This is a genomic window from Collinsella sp. AM16-21, from assembly GCF_003471905.1.
GTDB lineage: Bacteria > Actinomycetota > Coriobacteriia > Coriobacteriales > Coriobacteriaceae > Collinsella.
Window position 1 is genome coordinate 120,006 of record NZ_QRKJ01000001.1, and the last position, 23,109, is coordinate 143,114.

At 61.9% G+C, this 23,109-nt stretch carries 18 protein-coding genes; 4 read left to right on the top strand and 14 right to left on the bottom strand.

Annotation, left to right across the window (positions count from 1 at the left end):
• Positions 1–49: 49 nt before the first annotated feature.
• From DW180_RS00455 to rpmE, 6 genes are all read right to left on the bottom strand, one after another.
• Positions 50–991: a transketolase family protein gene (locus tag DW180_RS00455; protein ID WP_089572234.1), complete on the bottom strand. Its 942-nt coding sequence runs from the start codon at positions 989–991 to the stop codon at positions 50–52.
• Between the two features lies 1 nt (position 992).
• On the bottom strand, positions 993–1,823 hold the full coding sequence (locus DW180_RS00460; protein ID WP_099432020.1) for a transketolase: 831 nt from the start codon (positions 1,821–1,823) through the stop codon (positions 993–995).
• Positions 1,824–2,030: 207 nt separating this feature from the next.
• A complete protein-coding gene (locus DW180_RS00465) occupies positions 2,031–2,921 on the bottom strand; it encodes a YitT family protein (RefSeq protein WP_118236899.1) in 891 nt (296 codons plus the stop codon).
• A gap of 130 nt (positions 2,922–3,051) precedes the next feature.
• Positions 3,052–4,200 (bottom strand): peptide chain release factor 2, encoded by a 1,149-nt coding sequence (gene prfB, locus DW180_RS00470; protein WP_118236900.1) that lies wholly within the window; start codon positions 4,198–4,200, stop codon positions 3,052–3,054.
• Entirely contained in the window at positions 4,200–7,007 is a 2,808-nt protein-coding gene (gene secA / locus DW180_RS00475; RefSeq protein ID WP_118236902.1) for a preprotein translocase subunit SecA, read from the bottom strand. The genes prfB and secA overlap by 1 nt, the downstream gene beginning before the upstream one ends.
• A 340-nt stretch (positions 7,008–7,347) precedes the next feature.
• Positions 7,348–7,773, bottom strand: coding sequence for a 50S ribosomal protein L31 (gene rpmE, locus DW180_RS00480; protein WP_118236904.1), 426 nt, complete (start codon positions 7,771–7,773; stop codon positions 7,348–7,350).
• Between the two features lie 469 nt (positions 7,774–8,242).
• Here rpmE and DW180_RS00485 point away from each other — a divergent pair, with 469 nt between their 5' ends.
• From DW180_RS00485 to DW180_RS00495, 3 genes are all read left to right on the top strand, one after another.
• On the top strand, positions 8,243–8,530 hold the full coding sequence (locus DW180_RS00485; protein WP_006235289.1) for an ACT domain-containing protein: 288 nt from the start codon (positions 8,243–8,245) through the stop codon (positions 8,528–8,530).
• Between the two features lie 77 nt (positions 8,531–8,607).
• Positions 8,608–10,026, top strand: coding sequence for a citrate synthase (locus DW180_RS00490; protein ID WP_118236906.1), 1,419 nt, complete (start codon positions 8,608–8,610; stop codon positions 10,024–10,026).
• Positions 10,027–10,113: 87 nt separating this feature from the next.
• Complete coding sequence (locus DW180_RS00495) at positions 10,114–10,956, top strand: Cof-type HAD-IIB family hydrolase (RefSeq protein ID WP_117735990.1); 843 nt, start codon at positions 10,114–10,116, stop codon at positions 10,954–10,956.
• 42 nt (positions 10,957–10,998) lie between these two features.
• Here the strand turns inward: DW180_RS00495 and DW180_RS00500 are convergent, their stop codons facing one another.
• The 4 genes from DW180_RS00500 to DW180_RS00515 form a co-directional block, all read right to left on the bottom strand.
• The gene (locus DW180_RS00500) at positions 10,999–11,793 is read right to left on the bottom strand and encodes a Cof-type HAD-IIB family hydrolase (protein WP_117717067.1); all 795 of its coding nucleotides are present in this window, start codon (positions 11,791–11,793) and stop codon (positions 10,999–11,001) included.
• Positions 11,794–11,991: 198 nt separating this feature from the next.
• A complete protein-coding gene (locus DW180_RS00505) occupies positions 11,992–13,812 on the bottom strand; it encodes an adenine deaminase (protein WP_118236908.1) in 1,821 nt (606 codons plus the stop codon).
• A gap of 275 nt (positions 13,813–14,087) precedes the next feature.
• On the bottom strand, positions 14,088–15,299 hold the full coding sequence (gene tyrS / locus DW180_RS00510; RefSeq protein ID WP_117638126.1) for a tyrosine--tRNA ligase: 1,212 nt from the start codon (positions 15,297–15,299) through the stop codon (positions 14,088–14,090).
• Positions 15,300–15,396: 97 nt separating this feature from the next.
• Positions 15,397–17,307, bottom strand: coding sequence for a peptidase U32 family protein (locus tag DW180_RS00515; RefSeq protein WP_233545124.1), 1,911 nt, complete (start codon positions 17,305–17,307; stop codon positions 15,397–15,399).
• A gap of 225 nt (positions 17,308–17,532) precedes the next feature.
• Between DW180_RS00515 and DW180_RS00520 the strand changes: the two genes are divergently transcribed.
• Positions 17,533–19,752, top strand: a complete 2,220-nt coding sequence (locus tag DW180_RS00520) for a transglycosylase domain-containing protein (protein ID WP_118236912.1) — start codon at positions 17,533–17,535, stop codon at positions 19,750–19,752.
• 187 nt (positions 19,753–19,939) lie between these two features.
• Here the strand turns inward: DW180_RS00520 and DW180_RS00525 are convergent, their stop codons facing one another.
• The 4 genes from DW180_RS00525 to rplQ all read right to left on the bottom strand — a co-directional run bounded on the left by DW180_RS00525 (position 19,940) and on the right by rplQ (position 23,096).
• Positions 19,940–20,377 (bottom strand): arginine repressor, encoded by a 438-nt coding sequence (locus DW180_RS00525; RefSeq protein WP_006235280.1) that lies wholly within the window; start codon positions 20,375–20,377, stop codon positions 19,940–19,942.
• A gap of 132 nt (positions 20,378–20,509) precedes the next feature.
• Positions 20,510–21,550, bottom strand: a complete 1,041-nt coding sequence (locus DW180_RS00530) for a glycosyltransferase (protein ID WP_158570906.1) — start codon at positions 21,548–21,550, stop codon at positions 20,510–20,512.
• Positions 21,551–21,711: 161 nt separating this feature from the next.
• Positions 21,712–22,536, bottom strand: a complete 825-nt coding sequence (gene truA, locus DW180_RS00535) for a tRNA pseudouridine(38-40) synthase TruA (protein WP_118236916.1) — start codon at positions 22,534–22,536, stop codon at positions 21,712–21,714.
• A 92-nt stretch (positions 22,537–22,628) separates the two neighbouring features.
• Positions 22,629–23,096, bottom strand: coding sequence for a 50S ribosomal protein L17 (rplQ, locus tag DW180_RS00540; RefSeq protein ID WP_006235277.1), 468 nt, complete (start codon positions 23,094–23,096; stop codon positions 22,629–22,631).
• Positions 23,097–23,109: the final 13 nt, after the last annotated feature.

Genomic DNA, 23,109 nt, shown 5'->3' on the forward strand with positions numbered 1-23,109 from the left:
TTTGCCCAATACGGGAACGACACTCAAATTAAGGCCAACGCAAAACGTCTTAGGCCAAGAACTCCTTGGTGGTCGCCACGATGTTGGCGGCGTCCAGGCCGTACTTGTGCAGGAGCTCGGCACCCGGGCCGGACTCGCCGAAGGTGTCGTTGACGCCAATCTTCTTGAGCGGCGTCGGGCACTGCTCACACAGAACGTCGGCAACGGCGCTGCCCAGGCCACCGATCACGGAGTGCTCCTCGACGGTCACGACGTGACCGGTCTTGGTGGCGCTCTTGACGATCAGGTCGGCGTCGATGGGCTTGATGGTATGCATGTTGATGACCTCGGCATCGATGCCCTCGGCAGCGAGCTGCTCGGCGGCCTCGAGGGCCTCGCCGACCATTAGGCCGCAGGCGATGATGGTGACGTCGGTGCCCTCGCGCATGACGATGCCCTTGCCTACCTCGAACTTGTAGGTCTCGGGGTCGTTGATGACCGGCGAGGCCAGACGGGCAAAGCGCATGTACACGGGGCCGTCGCACTCGTAGGCGGCGCGCGTCACGGCACGAGCCTCCACGTCGTCGGCGGGAACGATAACGGTCATGCCGGGGATGACGCGCATGAGGGCGATATCCTCGCAGCACTGGTGCGTGGCGCCGTCCTCGCCCACCGAGATACCGGCGTGCGTGGCACCGATCTTAACGTTAAGGTGCGGATAGCCGATGGAGTTGCGGACCTGCTCAAAGGCGCGGCCAGCGGCAAACATGGCAAAGGTGCTCGCAAAGGCAACGCGGCCGGTGGTCGCGATACCGGCGGCAACACCCATCAGGTTGCTCTCGGCAATGCCCACATCGAAGAAGCGGTCGGGGCAGGCTGCCTTAAACTTGCCGGTCTGCGTGGCGGCGGCCAGGTCGGCGTCGAGGACCACAAAGTCATCGTGCTCGTTGGCGAGCTCGACGAGGGCCTCGCCGTAGCTTACGCGCGTGGCGATTTTCTTGACGTCTGCCATCCTAGAGCTCCTCTCCGGCGGCCGTGAGCTCTGCCATGGCCTGCTCAAACTGTTCATCGTTGGGGGCCTTGCCGTGCCAACCCACCTGGTTCTCCATAAAGGAAACGCCCTTGCCCTTGGTGGTCTCGGCGATGATGGCGGTCGGCTGACCCTTGGTGGCGCGGGCCTCGGCAAAGGCGGCGCGGATCTGATCGAAATCGTTGCCGTCGGCAAGCTCCACCACGTGGAACTTGAAGGCGCGGAACTTGTCGGCGAGCGGCATGGGGTCGTTGACCTCCTCGACGGGGCCGTCGATCTGCAGGCCGTTGTGGTCGACGATCACGCAGAGGTTGTCAAGCTGCTGGTTGCCGGCAAACATGGCGGCCTCCCAAACCTGGCCCTCCTCGCTCTCGCCGTCGCCCAGCAGGGCGTAGGTGCGATAATCGTCGCCCCAGTGCTTGGCGGCAACGGCCATGCCCACGGCGGCGGAGATGCCCTGGCCGAGCGAACCGGTGGACATATCGACGCCCGGGGTGTCGTTCATGTTGGGGTGACCTTGCAGGTGGCTGCCGATGTGGCGCAGCGTCTCGAGATCCTCCTTGGGGAAGAACCCGCGCTCGGCGAGCACGGCGTACAGACCAGGCGCGCAGTGGCCCTTGGAAAGCACGAAGCGATCGCGGTCGGCCTTGCGGGGGTCGGCCGGGTCGACGTTCATTTCCTCAAAGTACAGATAGGTCATGATGTCGGCAGCGCCGAGCGAACCGCCCGGATGGCCGGACTTGGCAGCGTGCACACCGGTGACGATGCCCTTCCTTACCTCGTTGGCAACCTTTTTGAGCTCTTCGTCGCTCATTGTGCCTTCCTTTCATCCTCTTTAGACAAGATGCGCACGGCACAGAAGGTCGTCCCAACCCAGCCGCGATGCACGTACGTCATTCATTATGCTGGAAACTGGAAGCTTTACCAGACTTTTTATCATTATTTGAGCAATTGAGCAGGCAGAATCGCTGATGAAACGGTTTACCAATGTGAACGTCTTTTGGATGGAACGCAGTCGACCCTACGCGTTAATGTCCTTGAATCCCTCGCCGAAGGTTTCCGTAACGTCGGCCACGGTCACGATAGCATGCGGGTCGCGCTCACGCACAATGGTCTTGAGCGTGTTGAGCTCGCGACGACTCACGATTACCATGATCACCGGCTTCTCGGCACCCGAGTACATGCCGGTCGCCTTAAACTTGGTGCAGCCGCGACCCAGGCCATACATGATGTCGGCCGCAATATCGGGAAACTTGTCCGAGATGATGAGTACCATACGGCGCCTGTTGCCGCCGTCGACCACGGCATCGATCACGTAGCCGCTAATGACCATCGAGAGGCCCGCATACAGCGCGTTTTCGACCGAGAAGACCGGGGCCGACAGCGCACACACGGCAACATCGATCGCCATGACGGTCGAGCCAACCGGCAGCGATGTGTTGCGCGAGATAATCTGACCGATGGTGTCAGAACCACCAGTGTTAGCACCGGCGCGCAACACCATGCCATAGCCGATGCCCGTGATGATGCCGCCCCACATAGCGGGCAGCATCAGGTCGGCATGTGCCAGCGGCGCCACAAACGGAGCGAACAGGTCAGTGAAAAAGCCCAGCAGCACAAAGCCCGTCGCCGTCTGGACCACGTAGAACATGCCACCCTCGCGCATAACGACCAGCAGCAGCAAGGCATTCATCACGATGGTTTGAATACCGACAGGCAGCGAGATGCCATGCGAGGCGCCGACCGCCTGGATAATCGTGGCGAGACCCGTAACGCCGCCGGCAGCAAGACCGTTCGGAATCAAAAACAGGTCCGTCGCGATAGCTGCCAGGGCGCAGCCAAACATGATCTTAGGCAAGTCATGAAAGAAGTTCAGCGAAAGAATGCGCTTGATGTCCAGACGATATGCCATGCTGCCTCCCTCAAAAAAGCACACCCAAACGAGTGCGCTTTGAACTTCTTGCTGCATTCGATTCTACCGATTCATCGAGCAAATACCACCCCTGCGAAGTGTTTGCATCGATCCGGAGCCAACCATGTGCCTAGGCGTCCGAGCCTTCCGCATCGGCGTTGCCGGTAGCCCAACGGTGATAGCCAATTACAAACGGATCCAGATCGCCATCGTCAAGAACGGCCTCGACGTTGCTGGTCTCCACGCCCGTACGCAGGTCCTTGACCATCTGATACGGGTAGAGCACGTAGCTGCGAATCTGGTTACCAAAACCGATCGTGGTCTTAGGTCCACGAATCTCGTCGAGCGCCTCGGCGCGCTTCTCGAGCTCGATCTCGTACAGACGGGCCTTGAGAATCTGCATGCACGCGGCCTTGTTTTGAATCTGGCTGCGCTCGTTTTGGCAAGTGACAACGATGCCGCTGGGAAAATGCGTCACGCGTACGGCGGAGTCGGTGGTGTTGACGCCCTGTCCGCCCGGGCCGCTCGCGTGATACACGTCCACGCGGATATCGTCGGGACTGATCTCGATGTCGATATCGTCAGGCAGCACGGGGATGACCTCAACGCCGGCAAACGTGGTCTGGCGGCGCTTCTTGTCGTCGGTGGGGCTAATGCGCACCAGACGGTGGACGCCGGCCTCGGCGCGCAGCATGCCAAACGCGTCCTTACCCTCGACGGTAAAGGTCGCACGGTCGATGCCGATGACCTCGGCTGCGGGGCAGTCGTTAATGGTGACCTTCCAGCCGCGACGCTGGCAGTACTTCATGTACATCTTAAAGAGCATGAAGGTCCAGTCCTGCGCCTCCAGGCCGCCCTGTCCGGGCTTGATGGTCACAATCGCGTCGCCGTGATCGAACTCACCGGTAAACCAGCTCGAAAGCTCGAGCTCGTCGATAGCGCGGGCCAGGCGTTCTGCCGTAGCGGCAGCCTCCTCGCGCAATGCGGCGGCATCAGGGTCGTCGCCCATCTCCTCGGCAAGCTCCAGCGCCGCGCGGGCGTCAGATAGCTCGCCGCGCGCGGTATCCACGGCAGCGATATCTTCCTTGGTGCGAGCGATCTCCTCCATGGTGGCGCGAGCGGCGTCGGCGTCATCCCAAAAGCCGGGGGCCACGCTTTTGGCCTCGAGCTCGGTCACGCGCGTGCGCTTCTCGTCCAAATGAAGATACGACTCGACCTCGCCGAGCCGGTCCGCAAACGCGTCCAGCTCGGCGGGCGTTACCTCTAAAGCCTCGGCCATTAACGATTCCTGCCGTGGCAGTACTTGAACTTCTTGCCGCTGCCGCAGGGGCAAAGGTCATTGCGGCCAACGTTGACGTACGGATCGTCGCTCTCGTCCTTGCGGTAGGTGGTCACCTTGCCACCGTTGTTGACGGCAGCCGGGCCTCCCTGGACGGCCGTACGGGCCTGCACCTGTGCCTGCTTGCGCAGCACCGAGTTGCCGTTATCGCCATCGACATCGGCGGGGCCGGAGAAGCGCGCGCCCTCGAGCGCGGGGTCCTCCTTGTGCTCCACGGCGTGCGGGGCGGCCTTGATCTCGATGCGCAGGACGGTGCGCAGGTAATCCTCATACATGGTGTCGACGAGCATCTGGAAGGCACCATAAGCCTCGGTCTTGTACTCGACCAGCGGGTCGCGCTGACCAAAGCCGCGCAGTCCGATACCAGTCTTGAGGTAGTCCATCTCCTGCAGGTAGTTCATCCAGCGGGTATCGATGACGCGCAGCATGACCTGGGTGTTGAGCTCGCGCATGAGGTCCTCACCCAGGCGCTCGGCCTTCATGTTGTAGCACTTCTCGACGTAGGCCAGGACATCGGCAGCCAGGGCCTCGTAATCCTCGTCGGGGAACTTCGGCGTATCGATATGCCCGGTGAGCTCCACGACCCACTTGCGCAGGCCCTCGAGATCGCGCTCGCCATCGTGGCTGTCCTTGGTGCAGAACTCCTGCACGCAGCGGTACACGGTGTCGTGCATGACCTCGGTGATGTGGTCGGTCAGATCCTTGCCGTCCAGAATCTTGTTGCGCTCGGCGTAGATGACCTGGCGCTGTTTGTTCATGACGTCATCGTACTCGAGGACGCTCTTGCGCATGGAGAAGTTGATGCTCTCGACCTTGTGCTGGGCGCTCTCGACGGCCTTGGAGATGATCTTGTGCTGGATGGGCATGTCGTCGCCCATGTCGGCCGTGACCATCATCTTGGAGACGCGATCCATCTTGTCGCCGCCGAACAGGCGCATGAGGTCGTCCTCGAGCGACAGGTAGAACTGAGTCTCGCCCGGATCGCCCTGACGACCGGAGCGGCCGCGCAGCTGGTTGTCGATACGACGGGACTCATGGCGCTCGGTGCCGATGACGGTCAGGCCGCCGGCGGCAAGCACGCGCTCGCGCTCGGCCTTGCAGGTCTCCTTGGCCTCGGCGTTAAACTGATCGAGCTGCTCGGGTGTCACGTCCTCCATGGTCAGGCCCTCGTACTCAAGGCGCTCGCGCACCAGCTCGTCGGGGTTGCCGCCCAGCAGGATGTCGGTACCACGACCGGCCATGTTAGTAGCGATGGTCACGGCGCCGTAGCGTCCGGCCTGGGCAACGATATGAGCCTCGCGCTCGTGATGCTTAGCGTTGAGGACCTCGTGCGCGATGCCGCGCTTGGTAAGGGCGGCCGACAGTTTCTCGGAGCTTTCGATGGAGACGGTGCCCACCAGGACCGGCTGGCCCTTGGCGTGACGTCGCTCGACGTCGTCGGCAACGGCGTTGTATTTGGCCTGGATGGTGCGGTACACCAGGTCCTCGTGGTCAACCCGCTGCACGGGCTTGTTGGAGGGGATGACCTCGACGGGCAGCTTGTAGATCTCGCGGAACTCGGCATCCTCGGTGAGTGCCGTACCGGTCATGCCGGAGAGCTTGTCATACAGACGGAAGTAGTTCTGCAAGGTGATGGTGGCCAGCGTCTGGTTCTCCTCGCGCACGAGCACGCCCTCTTTGGCCTCGATGGCCTGATGCAGGCCCTCGGAGTAGCGGCGGCCTTCCATGATGCGGCCAGTGAACTCGTCGACGATCTTGACCTCGCCGTTAGTGACCACGTACTGCTTGTCGCGATGGAACATGTACTGGGCCTTCAGCGCCTGCTGCAGGTGGTTGACCAGCTGGCCCGAAAGGTCGGCATAGATGTCCTCGATACCCAGGCGGCGCTCGATCTTCTTAAGGCCGCGCTCGGTGGCGGCAATGGTGTGCTTGGCCTCGTCCATGACGTAGTCGCCCGTGGGCTCTACGTCCTCGGTGGCGGTGAGCATGTCGTGCGAGACGTCCTCGCCGCGCTCAAGGCCGCGCACGGCACGCGCGAAGTCCTTGTAGGTGCTGGCGGACTTGGTGCCGGCACCCGAGATGATGAGCGGGGTACGTGCCTCGTCGATCAGGATGGAGTCGACCTCGTCGACGATGGCGTAATGGTGGCCGCGCTGCACGCGCTGCTCGGGGCGAGTGACCATGTTGTCGCGCAGGTAATCGAAACCGAACTCGGAGTTGGTGCCGTAGGTGACGTCTGCCTGGTAGGCCGGACGCTTGAGCTCGAGCGGCATGTTGTTCTGGAGCAGACCGACGGTCATTCCCAGGTACTTGTAGATGCGGCCCATCCACTCGGAGTCGCGCTTGGCCAGGTAATCGTTGACGGTAACGACATGCACGCCCTTGCCGGCGATAGCATTGAGGTAGCCGGCCAAGGTGGAGACAAGGGTCTTGCCTTCGCCAGTCTTCATCTCGGCGATATGCCCCTCGTGCAGTGCCATGGCGCCAATGAGCTGCACGTCAAAGTGACGCATGCCCGTGATGCGCTTGGAAGCCTCACGCACGGTGGCAAAAGCCTCGGGGAGCATGTCGTCGAGCGACTCGCCGTTGGCGTAACGCTCACGGAACTTATCGGTCTGGGCGCGGAGCTCTTCCTCGGTCATCTTCTCAAACTGGGGCTCAAGACCGTTGATCTTGTCGACAATCTTGTAGTAGCGCTTCAGGTCCTTATCGGATCCAAAGGACAGCAGCTTTGACATGAATCCCATGTGGTTTTCCTTTTTGGCCATCGCCCATGCCATGCAGCCTTGGGCGAGTTAAACACAGATAATTGTACTTTAGCCAAACAGGGCGCACCCTATGCGGTCGACCTCGACCGCCACGTAATAACTACGACCAACCTGCCAAAAAGGGACTGGTTAATTTTGGTAGCTTTTATCTGGGAAAACGCCGCCTCTCTGCCATTTGGTGCAAACCAACCTGTCCCCTTCGCACCAATCTGGTGCAATGGGGACAGGTTGGTTTGCACCACCAAAAGAAAAGGGCCGCGCACCCAAATGGATACGCGGCCCTTTAGCCATGAATGCGAGTGTTTGCTCGGCGAGCTATTTACTCAGCAGCCTCGGTGGTCTCGACCTCGGCAGCGGCCTCCTCGACGGGAGCCTCTGCGGGAGCTTCGGCGGCCTGCTTGGCAGCCTCCTCGGCAAACTTAGCGGCACGCTTGGCCTTCTCGGCAGCCTTAGCCTCAGCGGCGGCCTTGCGAGCGGCCTCGGCCTCAGCAGCCTTGGCAGCCTTGGCAGCCTTGGCCTCCTCGGCCTTCTTGAGCTGGGCGGCAGCGGCGCCACCGAACTTGTCGGCGAAGCGCTGGACGCGTCCACCGGTGTCGACGAACTTCTGCTGGCCGGTGTAGAACGGGTGGCACTCGTTGCAAAGCTCAACCTTCATCTCGGACACGGTAGCGTGCGTCTTGAAGGTGTTGCCGCAGGAGCACGTCACCGTGCACTCGACATACTGGGGATGGATACCCTGCTTCATGGTAGGACTCCTTATTGGTCAGGCGCTGGTTACCGATCAGCGCATAAGGCGTCTTGGTTTCCGACCAAGACAACAAACTCGGCTATGGTACCACGGCGCCGCGTGTCCCACAAAAGGTTCACGGTCTTTTCGGAACGACACGAATCTGACCCATCGAAACACATCTCCACCGTTCCTTCAACTGGGAAAATGCCGTCCCCGGGGCCTGAGAAGGGCCCCGGGGACGTTCGACTGACTGCGGGAACGGCCTTTCCGCTCAATGTGTTCGGCTGAGATCGGAAATCAACCCAACACGAGCCGGACACGCGCCAGACGGCTCTTCCCCGTACGGCCTTCCCCCTTACGCTCATGTTGCAGGCATGTAACGCCGCAGCGAGCGCGCCTTTTTTGCGCCAGACAGGTACAATGATGAACACTGTACCGTAGCGGAGCGCCCCGCGCGCGCCGCAATCACGCGAAAGGGTTTCCCATGGCCGAGATCTCGTCCTCCCGTATCGTCATCACCGTCCTTGGCAAGAACCGCCCCGGCATCGTCGCCGGCGTCACCCGTGTCCTAGGCGAGGCCAACGTCGACATCCGCGACATCACGCAGTCCATTATCGAGGACATCTTCACCATGACCATGCTGGCCGATACCGCCGAGTCCAAGCTCGACTTCGCCGAGCTGCAGAAGGCGCTGGCCGAGGCCGGCGAGCTTTCGGGCGTCAACGTGTCCATCCAGCGCGAGGACGTCTTCAACTTTATGTACCGCCTGTAGCGAGCAAGCCGCTGGGGATAGCCTGACGCGCGCATGCCCATGCAAGTCACCCCGATGCGGCCCGGAGAGGAGCGCGCATGGCCTACGACGCCAAGAAAATCTATTACCGCTTCGATGACCACTTGAGCCGCCTGGTTCTGGATTACGAAGCAAGCCGCCAGATTTCGCCTGAGAGCGAAAGCCTCTACCACGGCCTGCCGACCGACCCTTATGACGAGGGCCTGTTTGTTGAGCACAATGTCAAGCGCGGCCTGCGCAATGCCGACGGCTCGGGCGTGGTCGCGGGCCTCACTCGCATCTCGGATGTGCACGGCTACAACAAGGTCGACGGAAAGGTCGTGCCCGATCAGGGCAAGCTCACGCTTCGCGGCTACAGCATCGAGGATCTGGTCAACAATGCCCAGGCCGAGAATCGCTATGGCTACGAAGAGGTCGCCTACCTGCTCATCACGGGCTCGCTGCCCAACAAGGAAGAGCTCGACGGCTTTTGCGAGCGCCTGGGCGCCTTTAGACATCTGAGCGACGAGTACGTCAAAGAGTTCCCTATGACCACGGTGTCGTCGAGCATCATGAATGTGCTTCAGCGCGCCGTGTTGTTGCTCTACGCCTTCGACGCCGAACCCGACGCCATTACGCCCGAGCACGAAATCGACGTCGCCATTTCCATGCTCTCCCGTCTCCCCCGCATCGCCGCCTTCGCGCATATGGCCTCGGTCGCCAAGCGCCGCGGCTCCGAGGTTCATGTGCCGCACCCCACGCCCGGCCTTTCCACCGCCGAGACCATCCTGCAGGTGTTGCGCGGCGGCATGGCATTCAACCGTGACGAAGCCATGCTGCTCGACGTGATGCTCATGCTGCATGCCGAGCACGGCGGCGGCAACAACTCCACGTTTGCCTGCCGTGTGCTGTCCTCCTCGGCCACCGACCCGTATTCCGCCTACGCCGCGGCCATCGGCTCGCTCAAGGGCCCGCGCCACGGCGGCGCCAACGCCAAGGTCGTGTCCATGCACGAGGACATCCGTGCGCATGTCTCCAATTGGGAGGACGAGGACGAGGTCGCAGCCTACCTGGGCAAGATCCTCGACAAGCAGGCCTTCGACGGCACGGGTCTCATCTACGGTATGGGCCACGCCGTCTACACGCTGAGCGACCCGCGTGCCGAGGTGTGCCGCCGTTACGCACGCACGCTTGCCGCCAAGAAGGACCTGGGCGATGAGTTCGCGCTCATCGAGCGCATCGAGCGCCTGGCACCGCAGGTGATGCGCGAGCACGGCATGACCAAGCCCATCTGCGCCAACATCGACCTGTACACGGGCTTTATCTACAAGATGCTCGGCGTGCCCGAGACGCTCTTTACACCGCTGTTCGCCGTCGCCCGCATGGCCGGCTGGTCGGCGCACCGCATGGAAGAGCTCTTCTGCGCGCACCGCATCATCCGCCCGGCATACCGTCCGGTGATCGAGCCGCTGGAGTACAAGCCGCTCGCCGACCGCTAGGACGCGGACCGTTATAGAACCCGAGCGTGGCCAGGGCATCACCGCCCTCGGCCACGCTTTTTATGCCAGTAGAAAGGGCTGCATCGAATGATTGTGTTTTCCGATATGGATGGAACGCTGCTGACGAGCGATAAGCAGATGAGCGACGCCACCTGGACGATGCTCGACGAGCTTGCGCGCCGCGGTGTTGAGTTTGTGCCCTGCACGGGGCGCCCGCTGTCGGGCATCTTTGAGCCCATCCTCGCCCACCCCGCCGTACACTACGCGGTCTGCGCCAACGGTGCCAGCGTCTGGCAGCTCGACGACGGTACGCCCACCGATGCCTCACGTGCTACGCGCATTTTGAGCCGACCGCTCGACCGCGCCATCGCCCACCGCGTCCATAGCATTGCCGCCGGCCACGATGTGACCTTCGATATCTTCGCGGACGGGCAGTGCTTCCTCCCCCGCTCGCTCTACGAGCGCCTGGACGAATTCTGCGGCGGCGACCCCCACATCGCAGCTTCGCTCAAGCGCACGCGAACGCCGATCGACATGGATATCGACAGCAAGATCGACGGAGTCGAGACACTCGAACGCATCGCCATGTACTGGCACGACCCAGCCGATCGCGACGCCATCGCGGCAGCGCTCGACACGCTCGAAGGCATCGAGGTCACGCGTTCGTACGCCATGAATATCGAGGTCATGGGCGAGGGAGCCACCAAGGGAACGGCCCTCACGTGGCTATGTGAGCACCTGGGCGAGCGTCTCGCCGACGCCTGGTCGTTCGGCGACAACATCAACGACATCCCCATGCTGCAGGCAGCGGGCCACGGCATGGCCATGATCAACGCCGAGCCCGAGGACCGCGAGGCCGCCGACGCCATCACCGAATACGACAACGACCACGACGGCGTCGCCCGCACCATCATGGCCGCCCTCGCCTAGCAGCAGCAACCCGGCAGAAAAGGAACGTCCCCAGCTGTCGGATTAAGCGAGGCCCTCTAGCACGTGACGAAGCTCCTGTTGAACAGCGTGGTCGCGGTTGCAGCCTACGACGCGATCGGCAACCGCTTTGAGCGCGGGGCGCGCGTTTTCCATCGCGCAGCCCGTGCCGACAAAGCGAATAATCTCGTAGTCGTTCATCGAGTCGCCAAACGCCATGATCTCGTCGCGTCCAATGCCGTAATGCTCCGCAAGCTGTGCGATGCCCGAGGCCTTCGACACACCGGGCTGCATGGCATCGATCCACGCGTTGCCCGAAGGCGCGAAAGAGAACAGGTCGCCCAGCTCGCGCTGCAACACGTAGGCGTTGTCCATCACGTTGCCGTCATCGCAGATAATCGATGCCTTGATGATATTCACATGCGGATCGGGCAGTCCCCAAATGCGTTCGGCGTTGGGCAGATCTTTGTCGATCTCGCGGACAAATTTGTCCTCGTCGTCGAGCAAAAAGGACTTGGTGCGATCAAAGAGCGCCAGATGCATGTTAGGAAACATCTTGACCGTGCGCGCGAGCTTGCGGACGGCGAGATGAGAATATACCTCGCGATCGACCTCAACCCCTTCTGCATAGACCTGCGCACCATTCGCCGCGACAAAGTCCATCTTGTCGCGAACGGGCGCAAAGAACTCGCATAGGCGGTCGTAACGGCGGCCCGAGGACGCAGCAAAGTGCACGCCATGCTCGCGCAGGGCCTCAATCAGCTCATATGTCTCGGGCGGTACCTGGCTATTCTCATCAAGCAACGTGCCGTCCATATCGGATGCAATCAGTTTAAACATAGAAAAGCTCCCTTCGGGCTTGATGGAATCGGACGTATATCCAAAATCACCGTACCCAAAAGGAGCTCAGATAAGACTCTGCGGGCGTAAACGTTACAAGGACCTAGCAAATAGCTCACGCGCGCCGGATGTCCCACGGCCGCAGCGTCAGGCGACACGCCACCCCGACGGCTAGTCGTTTAAGAACGTCCCCGATGACTAGTCGGCGTAGGTGAAGGTCGTGACGTCGAACATGCCCTCGGGACGGATGCGAAGCGTCGGGATGACCGGCAGGGGCAGGAAGATGATGCCCATGATGGGGTCGAGCGGCGGCTCAATACCCATGGCGCGCGCCTTGACCATAAAGTCGTCGTGCTGCGCCGCCACGTCCTCGGCCGCGCCCTCGCTCATCAGGCCACCGAGCGCCAGCGGGATGCGCGCTACGACCTCGCCATCGCGTACCAGCACGTGACCGCCCTGGCCAACAGCCTCGACGGCAGCCATCATATCGGCCGCGTTGTCGCCCACCACGCACACGTTGTGCGAATCGTGGCCGATCGTCGAGGCGATGGCACCGCCCGTGATGGTAAAGCCGCGCACCCAGCCGCGACCGATGTGCTTGCCAACAAGACCCAGGCCCGCAGGGCCATCACCGTCGGCACCCTCGGCCTGCAGTGACACGCCGCGGCCGTGGCGCTCGATCAGCATAATGCGGCGCAGGCCCTCGACACTCTCGGGGCGAGCCATACCCGTGATGGCCTTACCCGGCACCACGTCAATCACGGCCTCGCCCGGCTTAAAGGCGTAGTCGAATACATCGAGCGAAAGCTTCGGCAGCTTAACAGAGGCGCGCAGCTCATCGGCAAGGGCCGCAACCTCGGCCATCTCGGGTGCGATCTCGCCCACAAAGGTGCCGTCCTGCGCCACCAGAGCACCGGCGGCATATACGCGATGCGGAGCCGTGGCAAACGTCAGGTCATCGAGCACCAGCAGGTCGGCACGCTTGCCCGGGGCGATCGCACCGCGAAGCTCGTGTGGGTCGCGGCAACCGTGGTCCAGGCCAAACGCCTCGGCCGTGGAAAGGGATGCCATAGAGATGGCGACCACCGGGTCAATACCGGCCTCGATAGCCACGCGACAGGCGTTGTCGATCATACCGGTCGAAAGCGCGTCGGAGGGAGCACGGTCGTCGGTCGCAAAGCAGCAACGGCGGGCGCGCGCAGGATTCTCCAGCAGCATCGGCGACAGGTTGGCCAGGTCATGGCTGCACGTACCCTCGCGCAGCATCACATACATGCCGCGGGATAGCTTGTCGAGCGCCTCCTCGGGAATCGTCGACTCATGGTCAGCGACAATGCCCGCTGCGGCATAGGCGTTGAGATCCTTGCCGGCAACGAGCGGGGCGTGACCGTCGACCTGCTTGGACGGCGTCTGGTTGGCAGCGTCGATACGAGCACAGGTCTCGGGATCGGCCATAAAGACGCCCGGCAGGTTCATCATCTCGCCCAGGCCAAAGACATCGCCCGGATGTTCGGCAAAAAACGCCTGCATATCGGCGGCGGTGATGACGGCGCCGGCCTGCTCGTCGGGCAGCGCGGGCACGCACGAGGGCATCATGTACTTGATGGAAATGGGCGCGCGGCGACCGTCCTCGATCATAAAGCGCAGGCCGTCGAGCCCCGCTACGTTGGCGATCTCGTGGCTGTCGGCAATGGCGGTGGTGGTACCGCGCGTCGCCGCCATGCGCGCATACTCGGCAGGGCGGATGTTCGAGGACTCAATGTGCAGATGTCCGTCGATAAAACCGGGGGCGAGATAGCGACCCTGGCAGTCGATAACCTCGGCAGCCTCATAGGTACCGGCGGCATCGTCGCGACCGTTGTAGAGCACGCCGACGATTACGCCGTCCTTGACGGCAACGCTGCCACGCGCCACGCGCTGACCGTACACGTCGACAATCTGCGCATTGGTAAACAGCGTGTCGACGGGTACGCGACCCTCGGCGGCCTCGATCACAGACCTCATGACCTCAACGGACATACATACTCCTTTAACCGTAGAAAACAGCTGCGGAGCGGACGAGCCTTCACCGCAGCAAGCCAATAGCCATTGTATGCCCAAACGATGGGCCAACAATACGCCCCTCCGCTTAACGGCACACGCCGCTTGGCGCGATGGGGACAGGTTGCTTTGCACCAATGACAAGGAGTGTCCCAAAGTGCCGGCACAAAAGGAACGTCCCCAAGTGCCAAAAAGGCCGCAGTCGGAATCGTTCCGGCTGCGGCCTTGTTGCACTTGTGAGGTCAACTTGCTCGTTAGACCAACTTGAAGCCCTTGCGCTTGCCTACGGAGAGGGTGTCGCCCAGCTTGAGGGCGCTCGGGTCGATGTTGTAGCTCTTGGGAGCCACGGCCTCGCCGTTGATCTTGACGCCGCCGCCGTCAATGTCGCGACGGGCCTGGCCGGCGCTCGCCGAAAGGCCCAGGTCCTTAAGCAGGCCTGCGAGGTAGATCTGGCCCTCGTCGTTGACGGTCAGCTCGACATGCTTCTCGGGGAAGTCGGCAAGCTGGCCCTCCTTGAACACGCGGTCGAACTCGGCCTGGGCCTCGTCGCCGGCACCGGCTCCGTGATAGGTGTCGCACAGGTCGCGGCCCAGCGCGCGCTTGAGCTCATAGGGATCGGCGGAACCGTCGGCCAGGGCAGCGTCAATCTTGTCGACCTCGGCCGGGGTGAGCGAGCTGGCCAGACGATAGTACTTGCCGATCATCTCGTCCGGGATGGACATGGTCTTGCCGAACATGTCCTTGGGAGCATCGGTCAGGCCGATGTAGTTGCCGTAGGACTTGGACATCTTGCGCACGCCATCGGTGCCCTCGAGCAGCGGCATGGTAAGCGCGATCTGCGGCTCCATGCCCATCTTCTCCATAAGCTCGCGGCCGGCGAGCAGGTTGAAGAGCTGGTCGGTGCCGCCCATTTCCACGTCAGCCTTGATCTGAACGGAGTCGAAGGCCTGCATCACGGGGTACAGGAACTCGTGCAGGGCGATCGGCGTCTGGGACTGGTAGCGCTTGGTAAAGTCATCGCGCTCGAGGATGCGGGCGACGGTGAACTTGGAGCACACCTGCAGCAGGCCGGCCAGATCCATCGACAGGATCCAGTCGCCGTTGTGCACGATGGTGGTCTTCTCGGGATCAAGGATCTTCATGGCCTGGCTCACGTAGGTCTCGGCGTTGGCCTCGATCTGCTCCTGCGAAAGCTGCGGGCGGGTGGAGTTCTTGCCCGAAGGATCGCCGATCAATGCGGTGCCGTTACCGATGATGAGGGTGACCTTGTGGCCCAGGTCCTGGAACTGACGCATCTTGCGCAGGGGCACGGCATGGCCCAGGTGCAGGTCGGGGCTGGTGGGATCGACGCCGAGCTTGATGTTGAGGGGCTCGCCCTTCTCAAGCTTCTTGCGAAGGTCGGCCTCGGGGACAATCTGCGCTGCGCCCGAGGTGATGATACGCATTTGCTCGTCGACAGACAGCATTGGGTATCCTCCTTTTGCTATAGCACCCTCACCGGATACGGCGGTGCTCGAAGTTCATAAACCCACTAATAATAACCAAAACGGCGCGGCCGAACACCTACGACAGGAAAATCCTCGTCCTGCCGCACGCGTCGATAACGACCGGCAAACGCGTGCCGTCACGTTCGACCAAAAAGCGCGCCTGCTGACGGCGCGAGCAGTCACGGCAACGGACCTGCCCCGTCGCATCCGTGGCGCAGGCGCCCTCGGCAGTCAGCAAGCAGTGCTCGCACACCATGAGCTCGGGACGATCGGCGTCGACAGGCCCCAAGACACCGGGGCAAGCGGCAAGCTCGGCAACACGCTCCGCGTCATCGGCGACAAGCTCGGCAGGCAAATACACATGGCCCGCGCCGAGCCCGCGTAGCCAGGCAAGCGTAACCCGGTTCGCGCAAAACACCGGTGCTGCAACGTCAAACGCCACACCCAGCTCACGCGCCATCGCCACCTGTCCCAGATTACGGCAGACGACGCGCCCGGCACGCCGCATAAGCGAGCGGGTACGCGAGGCATCGGCTGCGCGACAGGCCTCGTCGAGCACCACGATCGCATCGGACAGATCGCGCTCGCCACACGGGTCGGCATCCATCAGCTGCCAGGCAAAGACCATGCGAGCGGAAGCCCCCTTTTCCGTCGGCTCCGCCAACACCGCCTCGGGCACGTCGCCAACAGCCACGGCGCCCTCAAAGGGCAGTATCTCAACGGCTCGTGCAACGGGTACGACCGCGTCCGCCTCGACCCGCATGTGCTCCAGCGCCGTCGCCGTCTGCTCCAACACGCCGGCGCTGCGAATCAGGTACACCTCGCAGCCCGCATCGACCTTGCGCTTGCAGTGCACGACAACGCGCTCCCCCGCTGCGGCATCCACCGGGCAGGGCACCTGGGGCCAGCGCTTGGGCACATCGGGGCGTGCATCGGCACCCGGATAGAACCGGATCTCGAGTGTGTCACCCGCGGCCACGGCGGCATCGAGCTCGACGGTCACCTCTTCGTGACCCACCGTCACCAAGTGGCCCACGCGTACGCCCTGGTTAATCGCACGCTCAAAGCTCATGAGCTCAGCACCCGATCGCCCCCGCAGATACGCATCGGTAAACCCGCGGTTGAACGACCTGCCCAGCTCGCGCTCGAGCGCCGACACGGCAGCGGCATCCCACGCGCCATCGCGCAGCATATCGAGTGCACGACGCCACACCCGCACCACGTTGAACACGTAGTCGGGATTTTTCATGCGTCCCTCGATCTTGAGCGACGCCACCCCGGCCCCAACAAGCTCAGGCAGGTGCGCAATGCCCAGATAGTCGCGCGGGCACAGCAGACGATCGCCCTCCACGGAAACGACGCTCTCTCCCGCCTCGTCCACCAGGTCGTACGCCAAGCGACACGGCTGCGTACAGTCGCCGCGCATCGCCGATCGTCCACGCCGCAGGGCCGAAAACTCGCAGGCACCCGAATATCCAATGCAAATCGCGCCGTGGCAGAATACCTCGATAGGCACGCCGGTAGCACACAGGGCGGCGATCTCGTCGACCGCCAGCTCGCGCGCGGTCGTCACACGCTCGACGCCCAGCTCGTCGGCAGCCAGGCGCACGGCGCCTTCGCTATGGACGCCCGCCTGCGTGGACAGGTGAATCTCGACCGCGGGAATCGCCGCGCGCAACGCGCAGGCCAGACCGGCATCCGCCACGATCAAGGCATCGGCACCCAACTCATGCGCGTGCGCCCCCAGCGCCACCGCGTCGGCCAACTCGTCATCGAACACAAACACGTTGAGCGTCACGTATACACGCACGCCGTGCGCATGCGCCACGACGCAGCCGCGCAAAAACTCGTCGTCGGTAAAGCCGTGTGCGCTCACGCGGGCGTTAAACCCGCCCAGGCCCGCATAGACGGCATCGGCGCCCGCCGCGATGGCAGCGAGCATCTGATCGAGCCCGCCCGCAGGCGCCAACAGCTCGGGCAGCGCCATCCCAGCAGCCCCCGGCTTCCTCCCATATTGTCCACTCGACCCCATCGCCCGAATCGCCATCGGCAAACTCCTTACCAACAAGGTATGCATTCACTCTGAAAAATGCCGTCATCCAGCATACACGAGGCCTCGTGCGCCTCGTTTGGTTTATCGTGTAATAACTTATGTCCATCCTGCCCCAGCGGCGCACCCGCCGCCCGGCACGACATACCTGGAGGTCAATATATGGGTCCTCGCCAACGACAGGGACGCAGTCGTTCCAAGACGCATGCCCTGCCCATGATCCTGCTCTCGTTCTTGGGCTTTTTGCTCATCGCGGGCGTAGCGTTTGGCATCGGCATGATCGGCAACGTCAATCGTTGGCTGTCCGATCTGCCCGACTATACCGACGCCAACGCCTATCTGGTGAGTGAACCCACCGAAATCGTCGACTGCAACGGCAACAAGATCGCGAGCTTCTACACGCAAAACCGCAAGTCCATTACCAAGGACCAGGTCTCCCCGTACGTGCTGCAGGGCACCGTCGACGTCGAGGACGAGCGCTTCTACGAGCATGGCGGCATCGACCTGTGGGGCATCGCGCGTGCCGCCGTGGCAACCGTCTCCGGTGGCCACGAGGGCGCATCGACCATCACCCAGCAGCTGGTACGCAACACCATCCTGCAGGAGGAGCAGTTCGATTCGACCATCGAGCGTAAGGTGCGCGAGGCCTATATCGCCATCAAGATGGAGGAGATGTACTCCAAGGACGAGATCCTTATGATGTACCTCAATACCATCTATTACGGCCACGGTGCCTACGGCATCGAGGCCGCCGCCGAGACCTACCTGTCCAAGAGCGCCGCCGACCTCACCCTGAGCGAGGCCGCGCTGCTCATTGGCCTTCCCAACTCACCTTCGCAGTACGACCCCACGGTCAATCCCGATCTGGCACTGTCTCGCCGCAACAAGGTTCTCGACAACATGCTGCGCCTGGGCCACATCACCCAGGAGGAGCACGACGCCGCGCAGGCAGAGCCCATCACCCTCAACGTAACCGAGATTTCGGGCAGCGGCGTCGACGTGTATTCGCAGCCCTACTTTGTCGCCTATGTTAAGCAGCTGCTGGAGCAGGAATTCTCCACCGACGTGCTGTTTAAGGGCGGCCTAACCGTCAAGACCACCATCGACCCCACGATGCAGCAGACTGCCGAGGAGGCCGTGCGCGCCCAGCTCGACACGCTTTCGCTCGACGGCCTGGACATGGGCATGGTCGTCGTCGACCCCAAGACCGGCTACATCAAGTGCATGGTGGGCGGCTACGACTATAACGCCGACGAGAACCACGTGAACCACGCCACGGCCAAGCGTCCCGTGGGCTCCACGTTTAAGGCCTTTACGCTGGCCACTGCCATCCAAAACGGCATGAACCCCAACGTCACCCTCAACTGCAACTCGCCGCTCAAGGCCAAGGGCACCACGACCGAGGTGCAAAACTACGCCAACCAAAGCTACGGCACCATCACGCTCAAGCAGGCGACGGCATACTCCTCCAATACCGGCTATATCCAGGTTGCAGAGGCTATCGGCAATAACAAGATCATGTCGCTCGTCAAAAAGCTCGGCATCGATCCTTCTAAGGACAATATCGAGGACGTTCCCGTCATGACGCTCGGCACCGGCTCCATCTCGCCGCTCGAGATGGCTGCGGCCTATGCCACGTTTGCCAACGGCGGTTACTATCGCCAGCCGATCGCCATCACCGAGATTGATTCGCGAACTGGCTCGGTACTGTACCAGCACACCGATAACCCCTCGCAGGTGCTCTCCACCGGCGAGGCCGCGGCAGTGACCGATGTCCTGACCGGCGTCATGCAGGGCAGCGGTACGGGTGCCGCCGGCGCTCTGAGCGTGAACCAGCCCTATGCCGGCAAGACGGGTACCACCGACAACACCACCAACCTGTGGTTCTGCGGCTATACCCCGCAGCTGGCATGCGCCCTGTGGACCGGCTACTCCGCAGGTGAGATTCCCATCCAAAAGTACGGCACGGACCTGCTGGGCGACAGCACCAACCTGCCCGTCTTTAAGAAGTTCATGAACACCGTCCTTGCCGGCACCGACCGCGAGGAGTTCCCGACGGGCACTGCCCCCACGTATAAGAACAACAACGTCTGGAAGTTCTACGGCACCAACAACGCCAAGAAGGAAGAGTCCAAGGACGAGAACGAAGAGGACGAGAAAGAGACCACCACGACCACGACGACGACCACCACGACCACCGAGACCACGGGCGGCAGCACCACGGGTGGCACCGGCTCGACCGGCGGCTCGACCGGCGGCTCGACCGGCGGCTCGACCGGCGGCTCGACCGGCGGCGACGGTAGCGGTGGCGAAGGCGGCGGCGAGGGCGGTTCCCCCACTCCAACGCCTACGCCCACGCCCGATCCCTCTACAGGTCAGTAGGCACCCAGCCATAGCCAATCAAAGGCGCCCGAGCAGATCAAATGCTGCTCGGGCGCCTTTTTGTCACGAGAAACCTCGCATGCGCCTCAACACGATGCGACAATAAAGAAGGGCGCCGACCATCGTCGACGCCCCATCAAAGTCGCTATATGCGCTCGTACGGCGCTGTCCTCACGCGCCGCCTCGTCTACTTACGAGAGTTGCTCAGCTTGTTGATGAGGGCCTCCAGGCGCTCGCCGTCCTCGGCGGTCTGGGCGATAACCAAGATGGTGTCGTTACCGGCGAGCGAACCGAGCACGTCGGGCAGCTCAGCGGCATCGACCGCAGCGGCAATGCCCGAAGCGGTACCGGGCTGAGCCTTGATCATAACCAAGTTGTCGGTGCGCAGAACGCCCGTTACCAGTTCGGAAACCATACGCTGCAGATGCAAGTCCTCGGCCAGGACATAGATACCCTCGGGGAGCTTGCGCAGCCCCATATCGGCAATGTCGCGCGAAACGGTCGCCTGCGTGCAATCAAACCCCATGGCACGAAGCTCGTCCACCAGCACGCGCTGCGTGCGAACATCCTTGTTGCGCACGATATCTCTGATGGCATCCTGGCGCCCATTGCGTTTTTTAGCCATACTAAACCTCACTCCATAGATGGCGGAGACAATCAATCAGTAATTGAATAGTTTAGCGCTATTTGAGGGTATTTGTGAATAAGAACGCATTTCGAAACAATTCCATGCAAGATTGTTTCGAAAATAGCCGTCTTAAGCAGTTTTGACGCCCGTCCGGTTAAAAAAAGCGGCCAGATGCGTATACATCACGCAACGCGTAGGTTTGGCACTGGCAATCGGTCCAAACAACAAGCCGAGTCCACGATGGTTATCCTTGAGTGCCGCAGCCATCTGACGAGTTCGAGATGCCTCGAGCATATCACGCATACGAGCGGAACGCTCAATTGAAGAAACCCCATGCGGGCTCAAGCACAAATTTTCGATGCAGGCGACCAGCCCGGCGAAGTAAAACATATGGCTCGCCACCTTTAGCTGCGCGTCACCGTTCGCCTCTGCCAGCGAATCAATAAGCTCGTCGAGCGCCCGGGCGTCATCGGTCAGCTTGGCAAACAATGTGGGGTCAAAAGCATCTGTAAGTCGTGGCGCCACCGCATGGAAACAGGCGCCACCGCACCCGGATATGCGTTGTGCCTGCGAAAGGGCGCATGTCATAAACCCAATCGAGCGAAACGCACGGTCGCGCGACAAACACGTCTCGAACAGCGAGCGGCTGTACATCACACCGGGAGTCTGGGCAATCAGGCCGCCGGAAATCATTTGAGACAGACCGGCCGCCAATGAAGCACGGTCATCGATCGCAAGAGAGGTGGCATCCAGTACACGCGAATGGCGCTCACGATGAGCATCGTAGCGGTCGAGCGATGCCGTGGGAATCACCATGTCTGCCGCAGCATCGCACGCAACGTCGACCATCTTGGAAAGGGACTGTGGGGCAAACCACTCGTCGGCGTTCATGGCAACAATCTGCAATCCACGCGAGGCGGCAAAACCGGCCTTGAGACATGCTCCGCGCGCCGAATCCTCGACGTCAATCAAATCGATGTGAATATCTCTGCCGGCGGCAACCTCGAGCGAATGGCGCACACCTGGTGCAACATCGCGGCATACGATGACAATCTGCAAATCATAGAGGTCTTGGTTCTGGACGCTCTCGAGCGCACGCATCGCATAGCTGGGCGAACCCTCAACAATAAGGATCACCGAAAGTCGCGGATGCGAACCACGTCGAACCAAGTTTTCCATCCTCTCGATAGCGCCAAATCAAACTGTCGTTCATGGTACACCCGAGCTATAAAAGCAACGAGCCGCCTAACATGTTGCACGCCAAGAACAGATGTTGCACACGCGCAGCTCACACATAGTATGTGTCAGGTACGGACGCGCCGAGCACTCCCCTAGTCGAGTACGACAAGCTCGTCGGGGCCGTAATCCACACCCATAAACGTAAGGCCGCAGGCAGGCGCCGTGGGACCCGCGGCGGTACGGTCGCAGGCATCAATGACCTCGCGCATCCACTCGGGATCGCGACGATGCATGCCAATCTCCACGAGCGTTCCTACAATGGTACGCACCATCGAGTGCAAAAACGCATTGCCCTCGATGGTGAAGGTCAGGATATCCTCGCCAAAAGCGACCTCGTGGCCAAACTCGGCACGCATCACGCAGCGATGCGTGGGCTTGCCCACGGCAGATGCCACCTTGCAAAAGCTCTTAAAGTCCTGCTCGCCCAAAAGCGCAGGGCAGGCGGCCGCCATCGCATCGACGTCGAGGGGATAGCGATGCCACCACACAGCGCCGCGCGAGAGCACGGGGCGCGCATCGCGATCGGCAATACGGTACGTATACGTACGGGACCGCGCGTCAAAGCGAGCAGAAAAGCCTTTACGGGCCCTGTAGACCTCGTTTATGGCGATATCTTTGGACAACAGGGCATCCATAGCCCTCAGCCACCTACGGCGCGTCAGAGCAAGCTCAGCGTCCGTTACGGGCACGCTAATGTACTGAGCCACCGCATGCACGCCGGCATCGGTACGCCCCGCACACGTCAGATCGATCGGGCGGCGCAGCAGCGTCTCGATAGCGCGGCGCAACTCGCCCGCAACGGTCGCCTGGCCCGGTTGCTCGGCAAATCCGCTATACGATGAGCCGTCATAGGCAACACGGAATACGAGCGTAGCATCGAGCTCTGGGTTCGAATTGAAATCAGACGGCGCGGTCATGGACGCTCCCAACAAACAATCAACGGTATTGCGACAAAAAAAGAGGGGTACGCGAACGTACCCCTCGAATATAGCCTATGCAGACGGATTGTCTACTCAGCGGTCTCCTCAGCAGGAGCCTCCTCGACGGCCTCGACCTTCTTGGGAGCAGCGGCCTTCTTGGGGGCCGGAGCAGCCTTCTTGGCCTTAGGCGTGCAAGGCTCGGTGACGAGCTCCATGATAACGATGGGAGCGTTGTCGCCCTTGCGGTTACCGAGCTTCATGATGCGGGTGTAACCGCCGTTGCGGTCCTGCCACATGCCCTGAGCAGCCTTGTCGAAGATCTCGGCAACGAGCTGCTTATCGCCGAGCTTGGCGATGGCCAGACGACGAGAGTGCAGGTCGCCCTTCTTGGCCCAGGTGATGATCGGATCGACGACCGAACGCAGCGCCTTAGCGCGGGTCTCGGTGGTCTTGATGCGGTCGTTCTCGAAGAGGGCCTTAGCAAGGCTCTTCTTCATGGCCTTGGTGTGGCTCGCATCGGTGCCGAGCTTCAGGCCCTTCTTAACGTTGTGACGCATGGTCTAGTTTCTC

Excerpts from the sequence above, each read along its gene's own strand:
- DW180_RS00455 (WP_089572234.1), bottom strand. The coding sequence starts at position 991 with ATGGCAGACGTCAAGAAAATCGCCACGCGCGTAAGCTACGGCGAGGCC.
- DW180_RS00460 (WP_099432020.1), bottom strand. The coding sequence starts at position 1,823 with ATGAGCGACGAAGAGCTCAAAAAGGTTGCCAACGAGGTAAGGAAGGGC.
- DW180_RS00465 (WP_118236899.1), bottom strand. The coding sequence starts at position 2,921 with ATGGCATATCGTCTGGACATCAAGCGCATTCTTTCGCTGAACTTCTTT.
- prfB (WP_118236900.1), bottom strand. The coding sequence starts at position 4,200 with ATGGCCGAGGCTTTAGAGGTAACGCCCGCCGAGCTGGACGCGTTTGCG.
- secA (WP_118236902.1), bottom strand. The coding sequence starts at position 7,007 with ATGGGATTCATGTCAAAGCTGCTGTCCTTTGGATCCGATAAGGACCTG.
- rpmE (WP_118236904.1), bottom strand. The coding sequence starts at position 7,773 with ATGAAGCAGGGTATCCATCCCCAGTATGTCGAGTGCACGGTGACGTGC.
- DW180_RS00485 (WP_006235289.1), top strand. The coding sequence starts at position 8,243 with ATGGCCGAGATCTCGTCCTCCCGTATCGTCATCACCGTCCTTGGCAAG.
- DW180_RS00490 (WP_118236906.1), top strand. The coding sequence starts at position 8,608 with ATGGCCTACGACGCCAAGAAAATCTATTACCGCTTCGATGACCACTTG.
- DW180_RS00495 (WP_117735990.1), top strand. The coding sequence starts at position 10,114 with ATGATTGTGTTTTCCGATATGGATGGAACGCTGCTGACGAGCGATAAG.
- DW180_RS00500 (WP_117717067.1), bottom strand. The coding sequence starts at position 11,793 with ATGTTTAAACTGATTGCATCCGATATGGACGGCACGTTGCTTGATGAG.
- DW180_RS00505 (WP_118236908.1), bottom strand. The coding sequence starts at position 13,812 with ATGTCCGTTGAGGTCATGAGGTCTGTGATCGAGGCCGCCGAGGGTCGC.
- tyrS (WP_117638126.1), bottom strand. The coding sequence starts at position 15,299 with ATGCTGTCTGTCGACGAGCAAATGCGTATCATCACCTCGGGCGCAGCG.
- DW180_RS00515 (WP_233545124.1), bottom strand. The coding sequence starts at position 17,307 with ATGGCGCTGCCCGAGCTGTTGGCGCCTGCGGGCGGGCTCGATCAGATG.
- DW180_RS00520 (WP_118236912.1), top strand. The coding sequence starts at position 17,533 with ATGGGTCCTCGCCAACGACAGGGACGCAGTCGTTCCAAGACGCATGCC.
- DW180_RS00525 (WP_006235280.1), bottom strand. The coding sequence starts at position 20,377 with ATGGCTAAAAAACGCAATGGGCGCCAGGATGCCATCAGAGATATCGTG.
- truA (WP_118236916.1), bottom strand. The coding sequence starts at position 22,536 with ATGACCGCGCCGTCTGATTTCAATTCGAACCCAGAGCTCGATGCTACG.
- rplQ (WP_006235277.1), bottom strand. The coding sequence starts at position 23,096 with ATGCGTCACAACGTTAAGAAGGGCCTGAAGCTCGGCACCGATGCGAGC.